Source organism: Streptomyces lasalocidi (genome assembly GCF_005280215.1).
Taxonomy (GTDB): Bacteria; Actinomycetota; Actinomycetes; order Streptomycetales; family Streptomycetaceae; genus Streptomyces; species Streptomyces longwoodensis.
The window spans coordinates 6013940-6031191 of sequence record NZ_SZNQ01000001.1 but is presented as its reverse complement, the minus strand read 5'-3'; the positions used below and the strand labels follow the sequence as shown (position 1 = coordinate 6031191).

Sequence of the window (17252 nt, the reverse complement as noted above, 5' to 3'; positions counted from 1 at the left end):
CGGCGCCGCCGGTCACGCCCCCCTGGCGTTCCCGACACCAGGTCCCCTCGGGAACGTCAGACGGGCGCAGGCTCCGTCCGGGCCGCCCGGCCCCGGTGTTCCTGCGGGCTGACGCCGTAGCGCCGCTTGAACGCGCTCGACAGCGCGAACGCGCTCCCGTACCCGACCTGGCGGGCGATCGCGGCCAGGGTGTCGTCGGTGTCGCGGAGCCGGTCCGCCGCGAGGGCCAGGCGCAAGCCCGTCAGGTAGGTCATCGGGGGTTCCCCGGCCAGGTCGGTGAAGCGGCGGGCCAGGGCCGCGCGCGAGACGCCCGCCCCCGCCGCCAGCGAGGCCACCGTCCAGGGGTGCGCGGGGTCGCCCTGGAGGAGGCGCAGGACGCGGCCCACCACCGGGTCGGCCAGTGCCCGGTACCAGGCCGGGGCCTCGGCGTCCGGGCGGGAGAACCAGGCCCGCAGCGCCGCGATGACCAGCAGGTCCAGCATCCGGTCCAGGACCACCTCCTGACCGGGCTCGTCGCGCACGATCTCCTGCATGAGCAGCGGTGTCAGCGGCGACGGCCACACGTCGGCGGGGAGCGACAGCAGCGACGGCAGCGCGTCCAGCAGGCGGCCGTTGATCTCGCCGGGCAGGAGGTAGGTGCCGATCAGCAGGACCGTGGCGCCGTCGGCCCGGTGGCCCCAGGCGCGGACGCCGAGGTCCATGGAGCCGTTGAGTGAGCGGCCGTCGGGGTGGGTGCAGCGGCCGCCGGGCAGGATCAGCGCCTGCGGGGGTGTGGCCGGGTCGTCGGCGCAGGTGTAGGCGTCGGGGCCGCGGGCGATCGCGAGGTCGCCGGCCCGCAGCAGCAGGGGCTCTCCCCCGTCGGGGACGACCCAGGCGTCGCCGCGCACGGGGAGCATCACGGTCAGCGGGGCGCGGTCCTCGACGCGGACGCTCCACGGCGGGTCGAAGCTCGCGCGGATCAGGAAGGCGCCCCGCGCGCGTGGTCCCTCCAGCAGCCCGGCCAGGGGGTCGCCGCCGGTGGGCGCGGAGGAACGGGGCGGGGCGTCCATGCGGCCAGGGTAGACGCGCACCCGGCCCGGACCGGAGTCACTTCCCCGGAGCGGGCGGTTCCTCCCCGTGGTGCTGGTGCTGGTGGTGCTGGTGCGGGTGCTTCGGGGTGACGCGCGCGTGGGTGCGCAGGCGGCCGGTGACGTCCTCGGGGGGCAGGAAGCGGGACCAGCGTTCGGGGAACTCGGAGGGCATGTCCGGGTCGTCGGGGTCCTCGTGGGCGTGGGCGGCGGCGAGCCGGGCGACGTACTCGGCGGCCTCCTCCTGGCGCAGGCGCTCGTTGGCGGCGCGGGCCGCGGCGGTGGCGGCGGCCGGCCAGACGCGGTCGATGGCGGCGTTGACGGCGGCGCCGACCAGCACGGCGAACGCGGACACACCGATCCACAGCAGCACGGCGACCGCGGCGGCGAGGGAGCCGTAGATCGTGGCGCCCTCGATGGTGCTCTGCAGGTACAGGCGCAGCAGGAAGCTGCCGAGGACCCACATGGCGAGGGCGACGAGGGCGCCGGGCACGTCCTCGATCCACGGGGAGCGCACGGGGACGGACACGTGGTAGAGCGTCGTCAGGAAGACGATGGACAGCACGATGACGACGGGCCAGTACAGGACCTGCACGACGGTCGTGGACCAGGGCAGGATGCGGACCACGGCGTCGGGCCCGGCGACCATCAGCGGCAGGGCGACCGAGCCGATCAGCAGCGCGACGGTGAACAGCGCGAACGCCATGAGCCGCGTCTTGACGATGCCGCGCACGCCGTCGAGGCCGTACATCACGGTGATGGTGTCGATGAAGACGTTGACGGCGCGCGAGCCGGACCACAGGGCGAACAGGAAGCCGATGGAGATGACGTCCGGGCGGCCGCCCTTCATGACGTCGTCGAGGATCGGCTGGGCGATCTGCTGGACGCCCTTGTCGGACAGGACGGTGCGCGAGGCGTCGAGGATGTTGGTCTCGAGGCTGGTGATGGTGTCGGTGCCGGTCCAGTCGTCGACGTAGCCGAGCAGGCCGATCAGGCTGAGCAGCAGGGGCGGCACGGACAGCAGCGAGAAGAACGCGGCCTCGGCGGCGAGGCCCAGGATGCGGTACTCGATGCAGGAGTTGACGGTGTCCTTCAGCAGCAGCCAGGCGGTACGGCGCTTGGAGACGTTCCGGTAGAGGGCACGCGCCCGGTGGAGACGCCCTGCGGGGCCCTCGGGTTGCTCGGGTGACTGACTTGCTGGCTGCACGCCCTAAAGGTATCCGCCGTACGAGGCTCCGCTCATCCCCGGCTCGGGTCGGGCCCGCCCCACCGGGGAGGAACCGGGGGGCTGGGCGCGCGGCGGCATCATGTGCCCGGTCGGCGCCTGTGTCGGGGCGGCCATGTCCGGCGTACCCGGGGGTACGTTCGCGGTATGGCAGGCAGCACGCACACCGTGACCAACCAGCCCCCTCCCCTCGTCGGCCACGACGTCTACGGCGGCGACCGCGCCCTGGTGGCAGCGGTCGAACGACATCTCGACCCGGCACTGCTCGACGAGGCGCGCGCGGAGTTGTCGGCCCTGGGCCGCGCCGCCGGGTCCGCACAACTGCACGAGTGGGCCGAGCAGGCCGACCAGAACCCGCCCCGGCTGCGCACCCACGACCGCTACGGTCACCGCGTCGACGAGGTCGACTTCCACCCCGCCTGGCACCGGCTGCTCGGCAAGGGCGTCGGCGCGGGGCTGACGGCGGCCTGGGGGCGGCCGGGCGGGCACGTGCGGCGGGCGGCCGCGTTCCTGGTGTGGACGCAGGTCGACGCCGGCACCTGCTGTCCGCTGTCGATGACCCACGCGGCGGTGCCCGCGCTGCGCACCGACCCGGCGCTGGCGGCGGAGTGGGAGCCGCGGCTGACGTCCACGCTCTACGAGCGCGAGCTGCGCCCGGCCCGGCTGAAGGCGGGCGCGCTGTTCGGGATGGGCATGACGGAGAAGCAGGGCGGCAGCGACGTACGGGCCAACGCCACGGTGGCGCGGCCGCTCGCCGAGGACGGGACGTACGAGCTGACCGGGCACAAGTGGTTCTGCTCGGCGCCGATGTCGGACGGCTTCCTGGTGCTGGCGCAGGCGGCGGACGCGGCCGGCGCGGCCCGCGAGGACGCGCTGACCTGTTTCCTGGTGCCGCGGGTGCTGGACGACGGCACGCGCAACCCGTTCCGGATCCAGCGGCTGAAGGACAAGCTGGGCAACCGGTCCAACGCCTCGGCGGAGGTCGAGTTCGACGGGACGTGGGCCCGCCGGGTCGGTGAGGAGGGGCGCGGGGTGCGCACCATCATCGACATGGTCGCGGCGACCCGGCTGGACTGCGCGCTCGGTTCGGCGGGGCTGATGCGGCAGGCGGTCACCCAGGCCGTGCACCACTGCGTCCACCGCGAGGCGTTCGGCGGGAAGCTGGTCGACAAGCCGCTGATGCGCAACGTCCTGGCCGATCTCGCGCTGGAGTCGGAGGCGGCGACGACGCTGGCGCTGCGCCTGGCGGCCGCCAACGACGACGGGGGCGAGCAGGAGCGGGCGCTGCTGCGGATCGCGGTGCCGGCGGCGAAGTACTGGGTGACCAAGCGGTGCGCGCCGGTGGTGGTGGAGGCCGCGGAGTGCCTGGGCGGGAACGGGTACGTCGAGGAGTCGGGCCTGCCCCGGCTGGTGCGGGAGTCGCCGCTGAACTCGGTCTGGGAGGGCGCGGGCAACGTGCAGGCGCTGGACCTGCTGCGGGCGCTGCGCCGGGAGCCGCAGGCGCTGAACGCCTTCCTGGAGGAGGTCGGGCGGGCGCGCGGCGCGGACCACCGGCTGGACTCGGCGATCAAGGACCTGCTGACGGACCTGGCCGACCTCAGTGGCGTCGAGGCGCGGGCCCGGCGGCTCGCGGAGCGGTTCGCGCTGGTGCTTCAGGGGTCGCTGCTCGTCCGGTTCGCGCCGCCGCAGGTCGCCGACGCGTTCTGCGCCGCGCGGCTGGGCGGGGACGGGGGCGCGGCCTTCGGCACGCTGCCGGCGACGCTGGACCTGGCGGCGGTGGTGGACCGGGCCCGGAACATGGCCTGACCGGGCGCTCAGTCGCTTTTCCGGATGCGTACAGGTGAGCGGGGGTGGTGCTGCGCCGACACGGCACCACCCCCGCCGCATGGCCCTGCGAGGCCAGGAACGCCGCTCGGGACGGCGTAGCTCAATCTTCAAACAGTCCCGCCGACGACCACCAGGGTTGCAAGGGGTTGCAAGTCGGACGGGGCGAGTGACCGGAGTGTGCCCCTCCGTCACGGCGGAGCGGCAGTATTGAGGAGGATGAGACGGCGAGCGGGACCGGAGGGCGTCGGTCGGCCGGATCGGCGTCCCGCGGTCCGCTCGCTTTTCCGCAGGTCCATTCCGGGAGGCCCCAGTGGCGAACTCGCCGATGAACGTGGCGCAGCTCGCGGCCGTCGACGCCGCGCGCGCGGCGCGGGTGCTCAACGAGGTGCGGGAGGCCCGGCTGGCCGGCCAGCGGGCGCGGGTGGCGCCCCGCCCGGTGATCGAGCAGTCCTGGGACCGGTTGCTCCGCAGCGGGGTCGATCCGGAGCACGACTTCCGCTCGGGGCTGCTCAGCTCCGACGAGGTGCGCCGGCGGCGGGAGGAGTCCCCGCTGAAGGAGGTGCTGCCGGTCCTGCGGGAGGGGCTGCTGTCGGTGGCGGACGTGGCCCACCACATCATGGTGGTCGCGGACCATGACGGCCGGGTGCTGTGGCGGGAGGGCTGCACCCCGGTGCTGCGCAAGGCGGACGGGCTGGGGTTCGAGCTGGGCGCGGACTGGCGCGAGGACGTGGTCGGCACCAACGGCGTGGGCACGCCGGCGGTGGTGCGCCGGCCGGTGCAGGTGTTCGCGGCCGAGCACTTCGTGCGCTCGCACGCCACCTGGACGTGTGCGGGCGCACCCATCACCGATCCGCGCGACGGGCGGCTGATCGGTGTGGTGGACGTCAGCGGGCCGCTGGAGACGATGCACCCGGCCACCCTGGCCTGGGTCGACTCGGTGGCGAAGCTGGCCGAGGCGCGGCTGCGGGAACGGCACCTGAACGCGCTGGAGCGGCTGCGCGCGGTGGCGGCGCCGGTGCTGGCGCGGCTGACCGGGCGGGCGGCGGTGGTGGACCGGGACGGCTGGACGGCGGCCGTGACGGGGATGCCGTACACGAACCGGATCGCGTTGCCCAAGTCGCCCGCCCCGGGCCGCAGATGGCTGCCGGCGCTGGGACTGTGCGCGCTGGAGCCGCTGGACGGGGGCTGGTTGGTGCGGGCGGTGGACGAGCCCTCGCCGCCGGGCAGTACGCGCATCGTGCTGGACCTGGCCCGGCCGCGCCGCTGGTCGGTGACGGTGTCGGGCAGCGCGGGCGCGTGGAGCCACGAACTGAGCCCGCGGCACGCGGAGTTGCTGTACCTGCTTGCGGTCCACCGGCGCGGGCGCAGCGCGTCCGGGCTGGCCGAGGACGTGTTCGGGGACCCGGGGCGCACGGTCACGGTGCGGGCGGAGATGTCGCGGGTGCGCCGGTACCTCGGGGGGTTCCTGGAGCATCGGCCGTATCGTTTCTGCGAGGACGCGGAGGTCGAGGTCCTCCTGCCCGACGACCCGCGGGACCTGCTGCCGCACTCCACGGCGCCCACGGTGGCCGGCAGCCGGGGCACGGGGCCGTGAATCCGTCGCCGGACGCCCGTTCCGTACCGGAAAACGCGTGATCGTGGGGCATCTTCCCACGATCTGCCGGGTCTTCCTCCCCTGCACGTGTCACCTGCCGTAGCATCCGGTACGGGCCACCCCACCTGCTCCACGGTCAACGTACGGATCGACGGACGCAGTTGGCTCGCCTCGGGAGGACGAATGAAGCAACGGGGCCGACACCGCCGGCGCAGGCGCGGCAGGGCGCTGCGGGCGTTCCTGGCCGGAACCGCTCTCGCGCTCACCGCGGCCGCCACCATGATCAGCGCGTCCCAGGCCACCGTCACGGACGACCCCGGGGCGCTGGAAGCGTCGGCCCGGCACGCCGTGGCCCGCCAGGCGCGGCTGACCGAGGAAGCGGTCCCGCCGGGGTCCCTGGACCGGCTGACCGCCGCGATGGGCGCGCCGGTGGGCGTGGGCGACGTCCTGGCCGACGCGGACCGCAGCTTGCGTCCCGCCCCCGACTGCACGTCCGGCGAGCGCCGGGCACTGCCCGTGGCTCCGGCGGCCACGCGCGTGTACTGCTGGAACGCCAACGACACCCGTGGCTGGCAGCCGGGTGCGGTCACCACCTCCGGCGACGCGGACGACGACGGCCGGTGGGGCGCGCACCGCGTCGTGCTGGCCGGCTGGTCCGCCCCGGACCACACGACGGGCGGCGGACGGCTGGCCCGGGTCGCCTTCGTCGACGCGGACGACCCCGGCCACCTCGCCTACACCTGGGTGCTGCTCGCGATCCCGGTCGAGGGCGGCCTGGACTACCGGGCACTCGCCTCGCACGTGTCCGGGATGGTCTGGTACCGGAACCGGCTGCTGGTCACCGCCGACGACGGGGACCGGGCCGGGCTGTACGTCTTCGACCTCGACCGGGTCCAGCGGGCCGGCGTGACGGGCCGGGCGGTGGGCCGGGTGCCCGGCGGCTGGTCGGCGCACGGGGACCGCTACGTCCTGCCCGCCGTGGCCGCCTACCGGCTCGACGGCGGCCCGGGCGCGCCGCGGCCCGCCGCGCTCTCCCTGGACCGCAGCACCACGCCGGACAGCCTGGTCGCGGCCGAGTGGACGCTGCCCGGCGACGGCCGGCACGCACGGCTGTGGCGCTACTCCCTGAGCACGGTGCCCCAGCGGGCCGGCCTGCTCAGCACGGACGTGGCCGGGCGCGCGGAGCCGACGGGGACGTACGAGACCCGGGCGAGCGGCGTGCGGGGCGTGCTGGCACGCGGGGACACCTGGTACGTGACGCGGCCGGCCGGCTCCGGCGACGAGCGGGGCTCGCTGTGGCGCCAGGACCTGGACGGGGCGCGGGCCGCGCGGTGCGGCGACGAGGGCACCCACCGGTGCTGGAGCGAGGGCACGCCGTCGCTGTCGTACTGGGAGGAGACCGGCGAGGTGTGGACCCAGTCGGGCCGGGTGCTGTTCGCCCTGCCGATGGCCGCGCTCGACGACACGGCGGAGTAGCCGGGGCCGGCCGGGGCCCGCGGTGCGCGGTCCGCATGCCGGGACCGGTGTCCACGGGCGACGGATGGGCCGAGGGTGGGTCCCCCGGGCGCGGTCCGGCCGACGGGTGGGCCCCCGGGCGCGGTCCGGCCGGTCCGCAGGGTCGCGACCGGCGGCGATGCGCCGGTGGACGGGCTCGCCGGTCGGATGATTCCCTGTGCGGCATGACCAACATCCCCGTGACCACCTGGTCCCTGGAGCAGACCGACCCGAGCGACCTGCTGCCGGCCGACGCGCCCGACGGCGACGTGCGGATCGTGCGGGCCGAGGTGCCCTCCCCCGAGTTCAGCCGCTTCCTGTACGCGTCCGTGGGCGGGGACATCCAGTGGGTGGACCGGCTGGGCTGGACGTACGCGCGGTGGCGCGAGCACCTGGAGCGGCCGGGCGTGGAGACGTGGGTCGCCCACGACCGGGGCACGCCCGCGGGGTACGTGGAGCTGGGCCCGCACGACGACGGGGTCGTGGAGATCGAGTACTTCGGGCTGATCCCGGCCTTCCGCGGCCGGCGGATCGGCGGCCACCTGCTGTCGTACGGCACCGCCCGCGCCTGGGACCTGGCCGAGCGCTGGCCGGGGCTGCCGCAGACCAAGCGGGTGTGGCTGCACACATGCAGCAGGGACGGCGAGCACGCCATGGCCAACTACCAGCGGCGCGGTTTCCGCCTGTTCGACACCGAGGTGAAGGAGGAGGCCGAGGTCGCCACGCCCGGTCCGTGGCCCGGCGCGTACCCGGCCTGACCTGCGTCCGCGCGCCGCGCGGGGGGCGTTCCCGGCCATCGCCGGGACGCCGACATGGAGGGCGTTCCGAACGCACGAGGGGCCGACCGAATGATCGGCACGGGACAGGCCGCTGCCCCTCCCAGCTCTTCGACCGCGACGGGAACGTCCGACCCGGCCTGCGGGGAGACATCCGCGCGGGTGCGTCCGGTCCGAGCCGGCGCCCCTCACTTACCGGACCAAGGCGCACACATCCTCCCGGCCGTGCAGGCCTTGACGGCAGACGTCTTGTTCTTCCTGTGTTCCATCGATATTTTGCAGGGCAGTCAGCAATCTCCGACCCGCCGGAGCGAGGCGCCCCGTCCTCCCGGACTCGGTTGGCCCGGCCCCGGGCGGATCTGCTCAGCGCGGCACGTCACGTGTGTTCATGGCCCGCTCTCCCCCCACCGCAAGCCACCGGGAGTCCCCCATGGGATGGTCACGCCGTACCTTTCTCACCGCTGCCGCCGGCGGTTCAGCTGCCCTCGGCCTGTCCCCGCTCGGCCTGGGCGCCGGCACGGCAGCCGCCGCCGGCACTCCCGGCGACGTCGTCGGCAAGGTCACCGTCGGATATCAGGGCTGGTTCGCCTGTCCCGGGGACGGCGCGCCGATCAACACCTGGTGGCACTACAGCGCCAACGGCGGCCAACCCCCGTCACCGTCGAACACCACCATCGTGGCCTGGCCGGACGTGCGGGACTTCACCCACACCTACCGGACCGGCTACGCAGCCCTGGGCAACGGCCGGCCCGCCAGGGTCTTCTCGTCCTACGACCAGCAGACCGTCGACACCCACTTCCTGTGGATGCAGCAGAACAACATCGACACCGCCGCCCTCCAACGGTTCGATCCGGTCGGCGGCGAAGGTCCGACCCGCGACGCCATGGCGGCCAAGGTGCGCAGCGCCGCGGAGTCCCACGGGCGCAGGTTCTACATCATGTACGACGTCAGCGACTGGACGAACATGCAGTCCGAGATCAAGGCGGACTGGACGAACAAGATGAAGGCCCACACCGCGTCCCCGGCCTACGCCCTGCAGAACGGCAGACCGGTCGTCTGCATCTGGGGTTTCGGCTTCAACGACAACCAGCGCCCCTTCAGTGCTGCCGCCTGCCTCGACGTCGTCAACTGGTTCAAGGACCAGGGGGTCTACCTCATCGGTGGTGTGCCGACGTGGTGGCGAACCGGTGACCGCGACTCGCGCCCCGGGTTCCTCGACGTCTACCACGCCTTCCACATGCTCTCACCGTGGATGGTCGGCCGGATCGGCAACGTCTCGGACGCCGACAACTTCTACAACGTCGCAACGGTCCCCGACCTCGCGGACTGCGCCGCGCACGGGATCGACTACCAGCCCTGCGTGCTGCCCGGCGCGGTCACGCTGCGCCAACGCGCCCACGGCGACTTCATGTGGCGACAGTTCTACAACCACGTGCGAGCCGGGGTGCAGAGCGTCTACATCTCGATGTTCGACGAGTTCAACGAGGGCAACCAGATAGCGAAGACCGCCGAGAGCCAGGCGTGGGTGCCCGCCGACTCCGGCTTCCTCGCGCTCGACGAGGACGGCACGGCCTGCTCCTCGGACTACTACCTGCGCCTCACCGGCGACGGCGGGCGCATGCTGAAGCGCCAGATCGCGCTCACCGCCACCCGCCCGACCCCGCCCCTGACCGGTGCGGACGGCGGCACCAGCACCGTCATCAGCCTGCGCGCCCGCGCCAACAGCCAGTACGTCACCGCGGAGGACGCCGGTGCCGCACCCCTGGTCGCCAACCGCGCGGCGGTAGGGCCCTGGGAACAGTTCGACCAGGTCGACGCAGGCGGCGGCACCGTCGCACTGCGCGCCCACGCCAACGGCCGGTACGTCAGTGCCGAGAACGCCGGAGCGGCAGCACTGATCGCCAACCGCACGGCCGTCGGCACGTGGGAGACCTTCCAGCTCATCCGCAACTCCAACGGAACCGTCAGCCTGCGCGCACTGGCCAACAACCAGTACGTCAGTGCGGCCGACGCCGGCGCGGCTCCGCTGATCGCCAACCGGTCAGCCATCGGTACGTGGGAGCAGTTCGACCTGATCACTGCGTGACCGGGCGCCTCCCAGCGGGGGCCGCCCCGGCCGGGAGGAGCACGGCATCTCGCCCATACCGCGTCTGATCTGGGCGGACAAGCCCCGCGACGAAGCGTGTGATCGAGGACACCCCTGTCTCACTAAGCGAGACCAAGGTGTCCGCATGGCGGACGAAGCTGGACTGTGTCCATTTCGCCGTGCCACGCTTCCGTCATGTCCGGAACTGGAATTGCCTTGGTGAGTCGGCGTCACGTCGACCTCGGCCGCATGTCCAGCGCCATCTGTCCGGTCCGCTGACGTCTCCAGCCCTCCCGGCACGCCCGTTCCCCCCTCTCCCTGTGCGCAACGGCGCGCACGTATGCCCCCGTGCGCCCCTACGCACAGGTCAGAAGCGCATTCCGCCTGTCCCGAAGGACGATTCAGCATGGCTGCCAGCCCCCAGAACCCCGCCGCCTCCGCGCCCCGCCGCAAGGTGAGCCGTCACCGCGGCGAGGGTCAGTGGGCCGCGGGTCACTTCACCCCGCTGAACGGCAACGAGCAGTTCAAGAAGGACGACGACGGTCTCAATGTGCGGACACGCATTGAGACGATCTACTCGAAGCGCGGCTTCGACTCGATCGACCCCAACGACCTGCGCGGCCGGATGCGCTGGTGGGGCCTGTACACCCAGCGCCGCCCCGGGATCGACGGCGGCAAGACCGCCGTGCTGGAGCCCGAGGAGCTCGACGACCGCTACTTCATGCTGCGGGTGCGCATCGACGGCGGCGCGCTCACCACGCAGCAGCTGCGGGTCATCGGCGAGGTCTCGCAGGAGTTCGCGCGCGGGACCGCCGACATCACCGACCGGCAGAACGTCCAGTACCACTGGATCCGCATCGAGGACGTCCCGGAGATCTGGCAGCGGCTGGAGGCCGTGGGCCTGTCCACGGTGACCGCCTGCGGCGACACCCCGCGCGTGATGATCGCCTCCCCCGTGGCCGGCATCGCCGAGGACGAGATCATCGACGCCACGCCGGCCCTGGAGGAGATGAAGCGCCGGGTCCTGAACAACCCCGCGTACTCCAACCTCCCCCGCAAGTTCAAGACGGCCATCTCGGGTTCGCCGCTTCTGGACGTGGTGCACGAGATCAACGACGTGGCCTTCGTCGGCGTACGGCACCCCGAGCACGGCCCCGGCTTCGACGTGTGGGTCGGCGGCGGGCTGTCCACCAACCCCAAGCTGGGCGTGCGGCTCGGCGCCTGGGTGCCGATCGAGGACGTGCCCGACGTCTACGAGGGCGTCATCTCCATCTTCCGTGACTACGGCTACCGCCGGCTGCGCAACCGCGCCCGGCTGAAGTTCCTGGTCGCCGACTGGGGCGCCGAGAAGTTCCGGCAGGTGCTGGAGGACGAGTACCTGGGCGGGCGCAAGCTGGTCGACGGGCCCGCGCCCGAGCAGCCCGTGCAGCAGTGGCGCGACCACATCGGCGTGCACCGCCAGCAGGACGGCCGGTTCTACGTCGGGTTCGCCCCGCGCGTCGGCCGCGTCGACGGTGCCACGCTGACGAAGATCGCCGACCTGGCGGAGGCGCACGGCTCGGGCCGGGTGCGCACCACCGTCGAGCAGAAGATGATCGTCCTGGACGTCGAGCAGGATCAGGTCGAGTCGCTGGTCGAGGGCCTGGAGGCGCTGGACCTCACCGCCCGGCCGTCCACGTTCCGGCGCGGCACCATGGCCTGCACCGGCATCGAGTTCTGCAAGCTCGCCATCGTGGAGACCAAGCAGCGCGGCTCCACGCTCATCGACGAACTCGAGCGCCGGCTCCCGGACTTCGACGAGCCGCTCACCATCAACCTCAACGGCTGCCCCAACGCCTGCGCCCGCATCCAGGTCGCGGACATCGGTCTCAAGGGCCAGCTGGTCCTGGACGACGAGGGCCGGCAGGTCGAGGGCTACCAGGTGCACCTCGGCGGCGCGCTCGGCCTGGAGGCCGGCTTCGGCCGCAAGGTGCGCGGCCTGAAGGTCACGGCGGACGAACTGCCCGACTACATCGAACGGGTGCTGACGCGGTTCCGGGCCGAGCGCACGGAGGGCGAGCGGTTCGCCGCCTGGACCGCCCGGGCGTCCGAGGAGGCCCTGTCGTGAGCGAGCGCGCGGTCCCCTTCCACTGCCCCTACTGCGGCGACGAGGACCTGCGTCCGCACGAGGCAACACACGGCGCCTGGGAATGCGCGGCGTGCAACCGCGCATTCCAGCTGAAGTTCCTCGGGCTGCTCGCCCGGGGACTCCAGCGAGCCGAGGACAACGGAGGCGACGACACATGACGACGGCTCAGGACGCCCGTACGGATGCGGAGTTGAAGGCGCTCGCCGAACAGGCGGGCCGCGACCTGGAGGACGCCAGCGCGCTGGAGATCCTCCAGTGGGCGGTGGACACCTTCGGCAAGCAGTTCTGCGTCACCTCCTCCATGGAGGACGCGGTGGTCGCGCACCTCGCGTCCCGCGTGCTCAAGGGCGTGGACGTGGTGTTCCTCGACACCGGCTACCACTTCGAGGAGACCATCGGCACCCGCGACGCGGTGGCGGCCGTGATGGACGTCAACGTCATCACGCTCACCCCCCGGCAGACGGTCGCCGAACAGGACGCGCAGTACGGCCCGAAGCTGCACGACCGCGACCCCGACCTGTGCTGCCGGCTGCGCAAGGTGCAGCCGCTGGAGGAGGGCCTGGAGGGCTACCGGGCGTGGGCGACCGGCCTGCGCCGCGACGAGTCGCCGACCCGGGCGAACACCCCGGTGGTCGGCTGGGACGACAAGCGCCGGAAGGTCAAGGTCTCCCCGATCGCCCGCTGGACCCAGGACGACGTGGACGCCTACGTCGCCGAGCACGGAGTGCTGACCAACCCGCTGCTGACGGACGGCTACGCCTCCATCGGCTGCGCCCCCTGCACCCGCCGGGTCCTCGAGGGCGAGGACGCGCGCGCCGGCCGCTGGGCCGGCCGCGGCAAGACCGAGTGCGGACTGCACGGATGACGACCAACCCCCAGGAGACTGACGTGACGAGCGGAGCCACCGTCTGGCTCACGGGTCTGCCGAGCGCCGGCAAGACCACCATCGCGTACGAGCTGGCCGGCCGGCTGCGCGCCGAGGGCCACCGGGTGGAGGTGCTCGACGGCGACGAGATCCGCGAGTTCATCTCGGCGGGCCTCGGCTTCAGCCGCGAGGACCGGCACACCAACGTGCAGCGCATCGGTTTCGTCGCCCAACTGCTCGCCCGCAACGGTGTGAAGGTGCTCGTCCCGGTCATCGCGCCGTACGCAGACAGCCGGGACGCGGTGCGCAAGCGGCACGAGGCGAACGGCACGACGTACCTGGAGGTCCACGTGGCCACGCCCGTCGAGGTGTGCTCCGTACGGGACGTCAAGGGCCTGTACGCCAAGCAGGCCGCGGGCGAACTGTCGGGCCTGACGGGCGTCGACGACCCGTACGAGGAGCCCGAGGCGCCCGATCTGCGGATCGAGTCGCAGAACCAGACCGTGCAGGAGTCCGCCGCGTCGGTGCACGCCCTGCTGACCGAGAGGGGACTGGCGTGACGACCGCCGCCACCACCGCCCACGAGGGCACGGGCAGCCCGTACGCCCTGTCGCACCTGGACGCGCTCGAGTCGGAGGCGGTGCACATCTTCCGTGAGGTGGCGGGTGAGTTCGAGAACCCGGTGATCCTCTTCTCCGGCGGCAAGGACTCCATCGTCATGCTGCACCTGGCGCTGAAGGCGTTCACGCCGGCGCCGGTGCCCTTCTCGCTGCTGCACGTCGACACCGGGCACAACTTCCCCGAGGTCCTGGAGTACCGCGACCGCACCGTCGACCGGCACCGGCTGCGCCTGCACGTGGCGTCCGTGCAGGACTACATCGATCGCGGGGTGCTCAAGGAGCGCCCCGACGGCACCCGCAACCCGCTCCAGACGCTGCCGCTGACGGAGAAGATCCAGGCCGAGAAGTTCGACGCCGTCTTCGGCGGCGGCCGCCGCGACGAGGAGAAGGCCCGCGCCAAGGAGCGCGTCTTCTCCCTGCGCGACGAGTTCTCCCAGTGGGACCCGCGCCGCCAGCGCCCCGAGCTGTGGAACCTCTACAACGGCCGGCACGCGCCCGGCGAGCACGTCCGCGTCTTCCCGCTGTCCAACTGGACCGAGCTGGACGTGTGGCAGTACATCGCCCGCGAGGGCATCGAGCTGCCGCAGATCTACTTCGCGCACGAGCGGGAGGTGTTCCAGCGGGCCGGGATGTGGCTGACGGCCGGCGAGTGGGGCGGCCCGAAGGACGGCGAGGACGTCGTCAAGCGCCTGGTGCGCTACCGCACGGTCGGTGACATGTCCTGCACGGGCGCCGTCGACTCGGACGCCACCACGCTGGACGCCGTGATCGCCGAGATCGCCGCCTCGCGGTTGACCGAGCGCGGCGCGACCCGGGCCGACGACAAGCTCTCCGAGGCCGCGATGGAAGACCGCAAGCGCGAGGGGTACTTCTAACCATGAGCACGACCACGACCGAGCAGCTCTCGGCCACCACCCTGCTGCGGTTCGCCACCGCCGGCTCCGTCGACGACGGCAAGTCCACCCTGGTGGGCCGGCTGTTGCACGACTCCAAGTCGGTCCTCACCGACCAGCTGGAGGCCGTGGAGCGGGCGTCCGCGAGCCGCGGCCAGGAGGGCCCCGACCTGGCGCTGCTGACCGACGGCCTGCGCGCCGAGCGCGAGCAGGGCATCACCATCGACGTCGCCTACCGCTACTTCGCCACGCCCCGGCGGCGGTTCATCCTCGCCGACACCCCCGGGCACGTGCAGTACACCCGGAACATGGTGACGGGCGCCTCGACGGCCGAGCTGACGGTGATCCTGGTCGACGCCCGCAACGGCGTGGTCGAGCAGACCCGGCGGCACGCGGCGATCGCGGCCCTGCTGCGCGTCCCGCACGCCGTCCTCGCGGTCAACAAGATGGACCTGGTGGAGTACCGCGAGAGCGTCTTCGCGGCGATCGCCGAGGAGTTCACGGCGTACGCCGTCGAACTGGGCGTGCCCGAGGTCACCGCGATCCCCATCTCGGCGCTGGCCGGCGACAACGTGGTGGAGCCGTCCGCGCACATGGACTGGTACGGCGGCCCGACCGTGCTGGAGCACCTGGAGACCGTCCCGGTCAGCCACGACCTGGCGCACTGCCACGCACGGCTGCCCGTGCAGTACGTGATCCGGCCGCAGACCGCCGAGCACCCCGACTACCGGGGCTACGCGGGGCAGATCGCGGCCGGTACGTTCCGGGTCGGCGAGGAGGTCACGGTGCTGCCCTCAGGCCGCACCAGCCGGATCTCCGGCATCGACGTGCTGGGCCGCGCGGTCCAGGAGGCGTGGACGACGCAGTCGGTGACGGTCCTGCTGGAGGACGACCTCGACGTCTCGCGCGGCGACCTCCTGGTGCCCACCCAGGACGCCCCGCCGACCACGCAGGACGTCGAGGCGACCGTGTGCCACGTCGCCGACCAGCCGCTGACCGTCGGCCACCGAGTGCTGATCAAGCACGGCACGCGCACGGTGAAGGCGATCGTCAAGGACATCCCGTCCCGGCTGACGCTCGACGACCTGTCCCTGCACCCGCACCCGGGGCAGCTCGCCGCCAACGACATCGGCCGGGTGAAGATCCGCACCGCCGAGCCGCTCCCCGTCGACTCCTACGCCGACTCGCGCCGCACCGGCTCCTTCATCCTGATCGACCCGTCCGACGGCACCACGCTGACCGCGGGCATGGTCGGCGAGTCGTTCGCCTCCCCCGAGCCGGTCAAGGACCCGGCCGAGGACGACGGGTGGGACTTCTGAGCATGAACTCCTCCGACTTCTACTCGACGTTCGCCAAGGAGGGCGGCCGCGTCGGCAGCGGCGCCCTCGGCAGCGGACAGGGCGGGGTGGCCCGATGTGCACCGTGACGTACGCGCACCGCTCGCGCGCCCTGTCCCCCCACCCGACGTCCCGGAAGCGACGAAAACCTTCTGCCGACCCCCCGGCCACGACCTGAGAGCGTCGTGACCGCCGGGCCAACGAGAGGAACCCCTCCCGTGCCTGCCACCCGATCGACCCACCTGCGCCGCGGCCTCGCCGTCGTGGCCTCGCTTCCCCTCCTCGCCCTCGCCGCCTGCGGCTACGGCTCCGACGCGAAGGACGACAGCTCCGGCCAGCAGAAGGTCGCCGCCGGCGCCGAGAAGATCGACGGGCTCGACTCCGTCAAGATCGGCTACTTCGGCAACCTCACGCACGGCACCGCACTGGTGGGCGTGAACAAGGGCTTCTTCCAGAAGGCGCTGGGCGCCACGGACGCGAAGTACCAGATCTTCAACGCGGGCCCCTCCGAGATCGAGGCGCTGAACTCCGGTGCGATCGACATCGGCTGGATCGGCCCCTCCCCGTCGATCAACGGCTACACCAAGTCCGACGGCAAGAGCCTGCGCATCATCGGTGGTTCGGCGTCCGGCGGCGTGAAGCTGGTGGTGAACCCGAAGAAGATCAAGTCCCTGGACGACGTCAAGGGCAAGAAGATCGCCACCCCGCAGCTCGGCAACACGCAGGACGTGGCGTTCCTCAACTGGATCGCCGAGAAGGGCTGGAAGGTCGACGCCGAGAGCGGCAAGGGCGACGTGTCGGTCATCCGCACCGACAACAAGGTGACCCCGGACGCCTACAAGTCCGGCTCCATCGACGGCGCCTGGGTTCCGGAGCCGACCGCGTCGAAGCTGGTCGCCGAGGGCGCGAAGGTGCTGCTCGACGAGGCCGACCTGTGGCCGGACAAGAAGTTCGTGATCACGAACATCATCGTGTCGCAGAAGTTCCTCGCCGCGCACCCGAAGGCCGTCGAGGCGGTGCTCAAGGCGTCGGTCGACACCAACAAGTGGATCAACGCCAACCCGGACGCGGCCAAGGCCGCGGCGAACGCCCAGCTGAAGGCGGACTCCGGCAAGGAGCTCCCGGCCGAGGTGCTGGACCCGGCGTGGAAGTCGATCACGTTCACGGACGACCCGCTGGCCTCGACGCTCAACACCGAGGCGGCGCACGCGGTCAAGGCCGGCCTGCTGGAGAAGCCCAAGCTGGACGGGATCTACGACCTCACGCTCCTGAACAAGGTCCTGGCGGCCGAGGGCGGGACCGCGGTCGCCGACGCCGGTCTCGGCGCCAAGTAAGCCCGG

The 17252-nt window shown here is 72.6% G+C and carries 15 protein-coding genes; 13 read left to right on the top strand and 2 right to left on the bottom strand.

The window, feature by feature from the left end:
* Positions 1-56: 56 nt before the first annotated feature.
* Both E4U91_RS27155 and E4U91_RS27150 read right to left on the bottom strand, forming a co-directional pair.
* Complete coding sequence (locus E4U91_RS27155) at positions 57-1049, bottom strand: AraC family transcriptional regulator (protein WP_137309257.1); 993 nt, start codon at positions 1047-1049, stop codon at positions 57-59.
* A gap of 37 nt (positions 1050-1086) precedes the next feature.
* The gene (locus E4U91_RS27150) at positions 1087-2274 is read right to left on the bottom strand and encodes a YihY/virulence factor BrkB family protein (protein ID WP_137309256.1); all 1188 of its coding nucleotides are present in this window, start codon (positions 2272-2274) and stop codon (positions 1087-1089) included.
* Positions 2275-2439: 165 nt separating this feature from the next.
* Here E4U91_RS27150 and E4U91_RS27145 point away from each other — a divergent pair, with 165 nt between their 5' ends.
* The 13 genes from E4U91_RS27145 to E4U91_RS27085 all read left to right on the top strand — a co-directional run bounded on the left by E4U91_RS27145 (position 2440) and on the right by E4U91_RS27085 (position 17246).
* Positions 2440-4098, top strand: a complete 1659-nt coding sequence (locus tag E4U91_RS27145) for an acyl-CoA dehydrogenase family protein (RefSeq protein WP_137309255.1) — start codon at positions 2440-2442, stop codon at positions 4096-4098.
* Between the two features lie 331 nt (positions 4099-4429).
* The gene (locus E4U91_RS27140; RefSeq protein WP_137309254.1) at positions 4430-5713 is read left to right on the top strand and encodes a GAF domain-containing protein; all 1284 of its coding nucleotides are present in this window, start codon (positions 4430-4432) and stop codon (positions 5711-5713) included.
* A 183-nt stretch (positions 5714-5896) separates the two neighbouring features.
* On the top strand, positions 5897-7189 hold the full coding sequence (locus E4U91_RS27135) for a hypothetical protein (protein WP_137309253.1): 1293 nt from the start codon (positions 5897-5899) through the stop codon (positions 7187-7189).
* A gap of 203 nt (positions 7190-7392) precedes the next feature.
* Positions 7393-7965 carry a GNAT family N-acetyltransferase gene (locus E4U91_RS27130; RefSeq protein ID WP_137309252.1) on the top strand — a complete coding sequence of 191 codons (573 nt, stop codon included), beginning with the start codon at positions 7393-7395 and terminating at the stop codon, positions 7963-7965.
* A 448-nt stretch (positions 7966-8413) separates the two neighbouring features.
* Entirely contained in the window at positions 8414-10069 is a 1656-nt protein-coding gene (locus E4U91_RS27125; RefSeq protein ID WP_137309251.1) for a DUF7910 domain-containing protein, read from the top strand.
* A 195-nt stretch (positions 10070-10264) separates the two neighbouring features.
* Positions 10265-10348, top strand: a complete 84-nt coding sequence (locus E4U91_RS39935) for a putative leader peptide (RefSeq protein WP_349817346.1) — start codon at positions 10265-10267, stop codon at positions 10346-10348.
* A 127-nt stretch (positions 10349-10475) separates the two neighbouring features.
* Entirely contained in the window at positions 10476-12176 is a 1701-nt protein-coding gene (locus E4U91_RS27120; RefSeq protein WP_137309250.1) for a nitrite/sulfite reductase, read from the top strand.
* Positions 12173-12355, top strand: a complete 183-nt coding sequence (locus E4U91_RS27115) for a transposase (protein WP_137309249.1) — start codon at positions 12173-12175, stop codon at positions 12353-12355. Before E4U91_RS27120 ends, E4U91_RS27115 begins: the two co-directional genes overlap by 4 nt.
* Positions 12352-13062, top strand: a complete 711-nt coding sequence (locus tag E4U91_RS27110) for a phosphoadenylyl-sulfate reductase (RefSeq protein ID WP_137309248.1) — start codon at positions 12352-12354, stop codon at positions 13060-13062. Before E4U91_RS27115 ends, E4U91_RS27110 begins: the two co-directional genes overlap by 4 nt.
* Positions 13059-13622 (top strand): adenylyl-sulfate kinase, encoded by a 564-nt coding sequence (cysC, locus tag E4U91_RS27105; RefSeq protein WP_137309247.1) that lies wholly within the window; start codon positions 13059-13061, stop codon positions 13620-13622. Before E4U91_RS27110 ends, cysC begins: the two co-directional genes overlap by 4 nt.
* Complete coding sequence (gene cysD / locus E4U91_RS27100) at positions 13619-14557, top strand: sulfate adenylyltransferase subunit CysD (RefSeq protein ID WP_137309246.1); 939 nt, start codon at positions 13619-13621, stop codon at positions 14555-14557. The genes cysC and cysD overlap by 4 nt, the downstream gene beginning before the upstream one ends.
* 2 nt (positions 14558-14559) lie before the next feature.
* Positions 14560-15894 carry a sulfate adenylyltransferase subunit 1 gene (locus E4U91_RS27095; RefSeq protein ID WP_137309245.1) on the top strand — a complete coding sequence of 445 codons (1335 nt, stop codon included), beginning with the start codon at positions 14560-14562 and terminating at the stop codon, positions 15892-15894.
* Positions 15895-16130: 236 nt separating this feature from the next.
* Positions 16131-17246, top strand: coding sequence for an ABC transporter substrate-binding protein (locus E4U91_RS27085; RefSeq protein ID WP_137309243.1), 1116 nt, complete (start codon positions 16131-16133; stop codon positions 17244-17246).
* Positions 17247-17252 lie beyond the last annotated feature (6 nt).

What these genes read in the sequence shown, in the direction of transcription:
- E4U91_RS27155 (WP_137309257.1), bottom strand. Translation starts at nt 1,049, where the DNA reads ATGGACGCCCCGCCCCGTTCCTCCGCGCCCACCGGCGGCGACCCCCTG.
- E4U91_RS27145 (WP_137309255.1), top strand. Translation starts at nt 2,440, where the DNA reads ATGGCAGGCAGCACGCACACCGTGACCAACCAGCCCCCTCCCCTCGTC.
- E4U91_RS27135 (WP_137309253.1), top strand. Translation starts at nt 5,897, where the DNA reads ATGAAGCAACGGGGCCGACACCGCCGGCGCAGGCGCGGCAGGGCGCTG.
- E4U91_RS27130 (WP_137309252.1), top strand. Translation starts at nt 7,393, where the DNA reads ATGACCAACATCCCCGTGACCACCTGGTCCCTGGAGCAGACCGACCCG.
- E4U91_RS27125 (WP_137309251.1), top strand. Translation starts at nt 8,414, where the DNA reads ATGGGATGGTCACGCCGTACCTTTCTCACCGCTGCCGCCGGCGGTTCA.
- E4U91_RS39935 (WP_349817346.1), top strand. Translation starts at nt 10,265, where the DNA reads ATGTCCGGAACTGGAATTGCCTTGGTGAGTCGGCGTCACGTCGACCTC.
- E4U91_RS27120 (WP_137309250.1), top strand. Translation starts at nt 10,476, where the DNA reads ATGGCTGCCAGCCCCCAGAACCCCGCCGCCTCCGCGCCCCGCCGCAAG.
- E4U91_RS27110 (WP_137309248.1), top strand. Translation starts at nt 12,352, where the DNA reads ATGACGACGGCTCAGGACGCCCGTACGGATGCGGAGTTGAAGGCGCTC.
- cysC (WP_137309247.1), top strand. Translation starts at nt 13,059, where the DNA reads ATGACGACCAACCCCCAGGAGACTGACGTGACGAGCGGAGCCACCGTC.
- E4U91_RS27095 (WP_137309245.1), top strand. Translation starts at nt 14,560, where the DNA reads ATGAGCACGACCACGACCGAGCAGCTCTCGGCCACCACCCTGCTGCGG.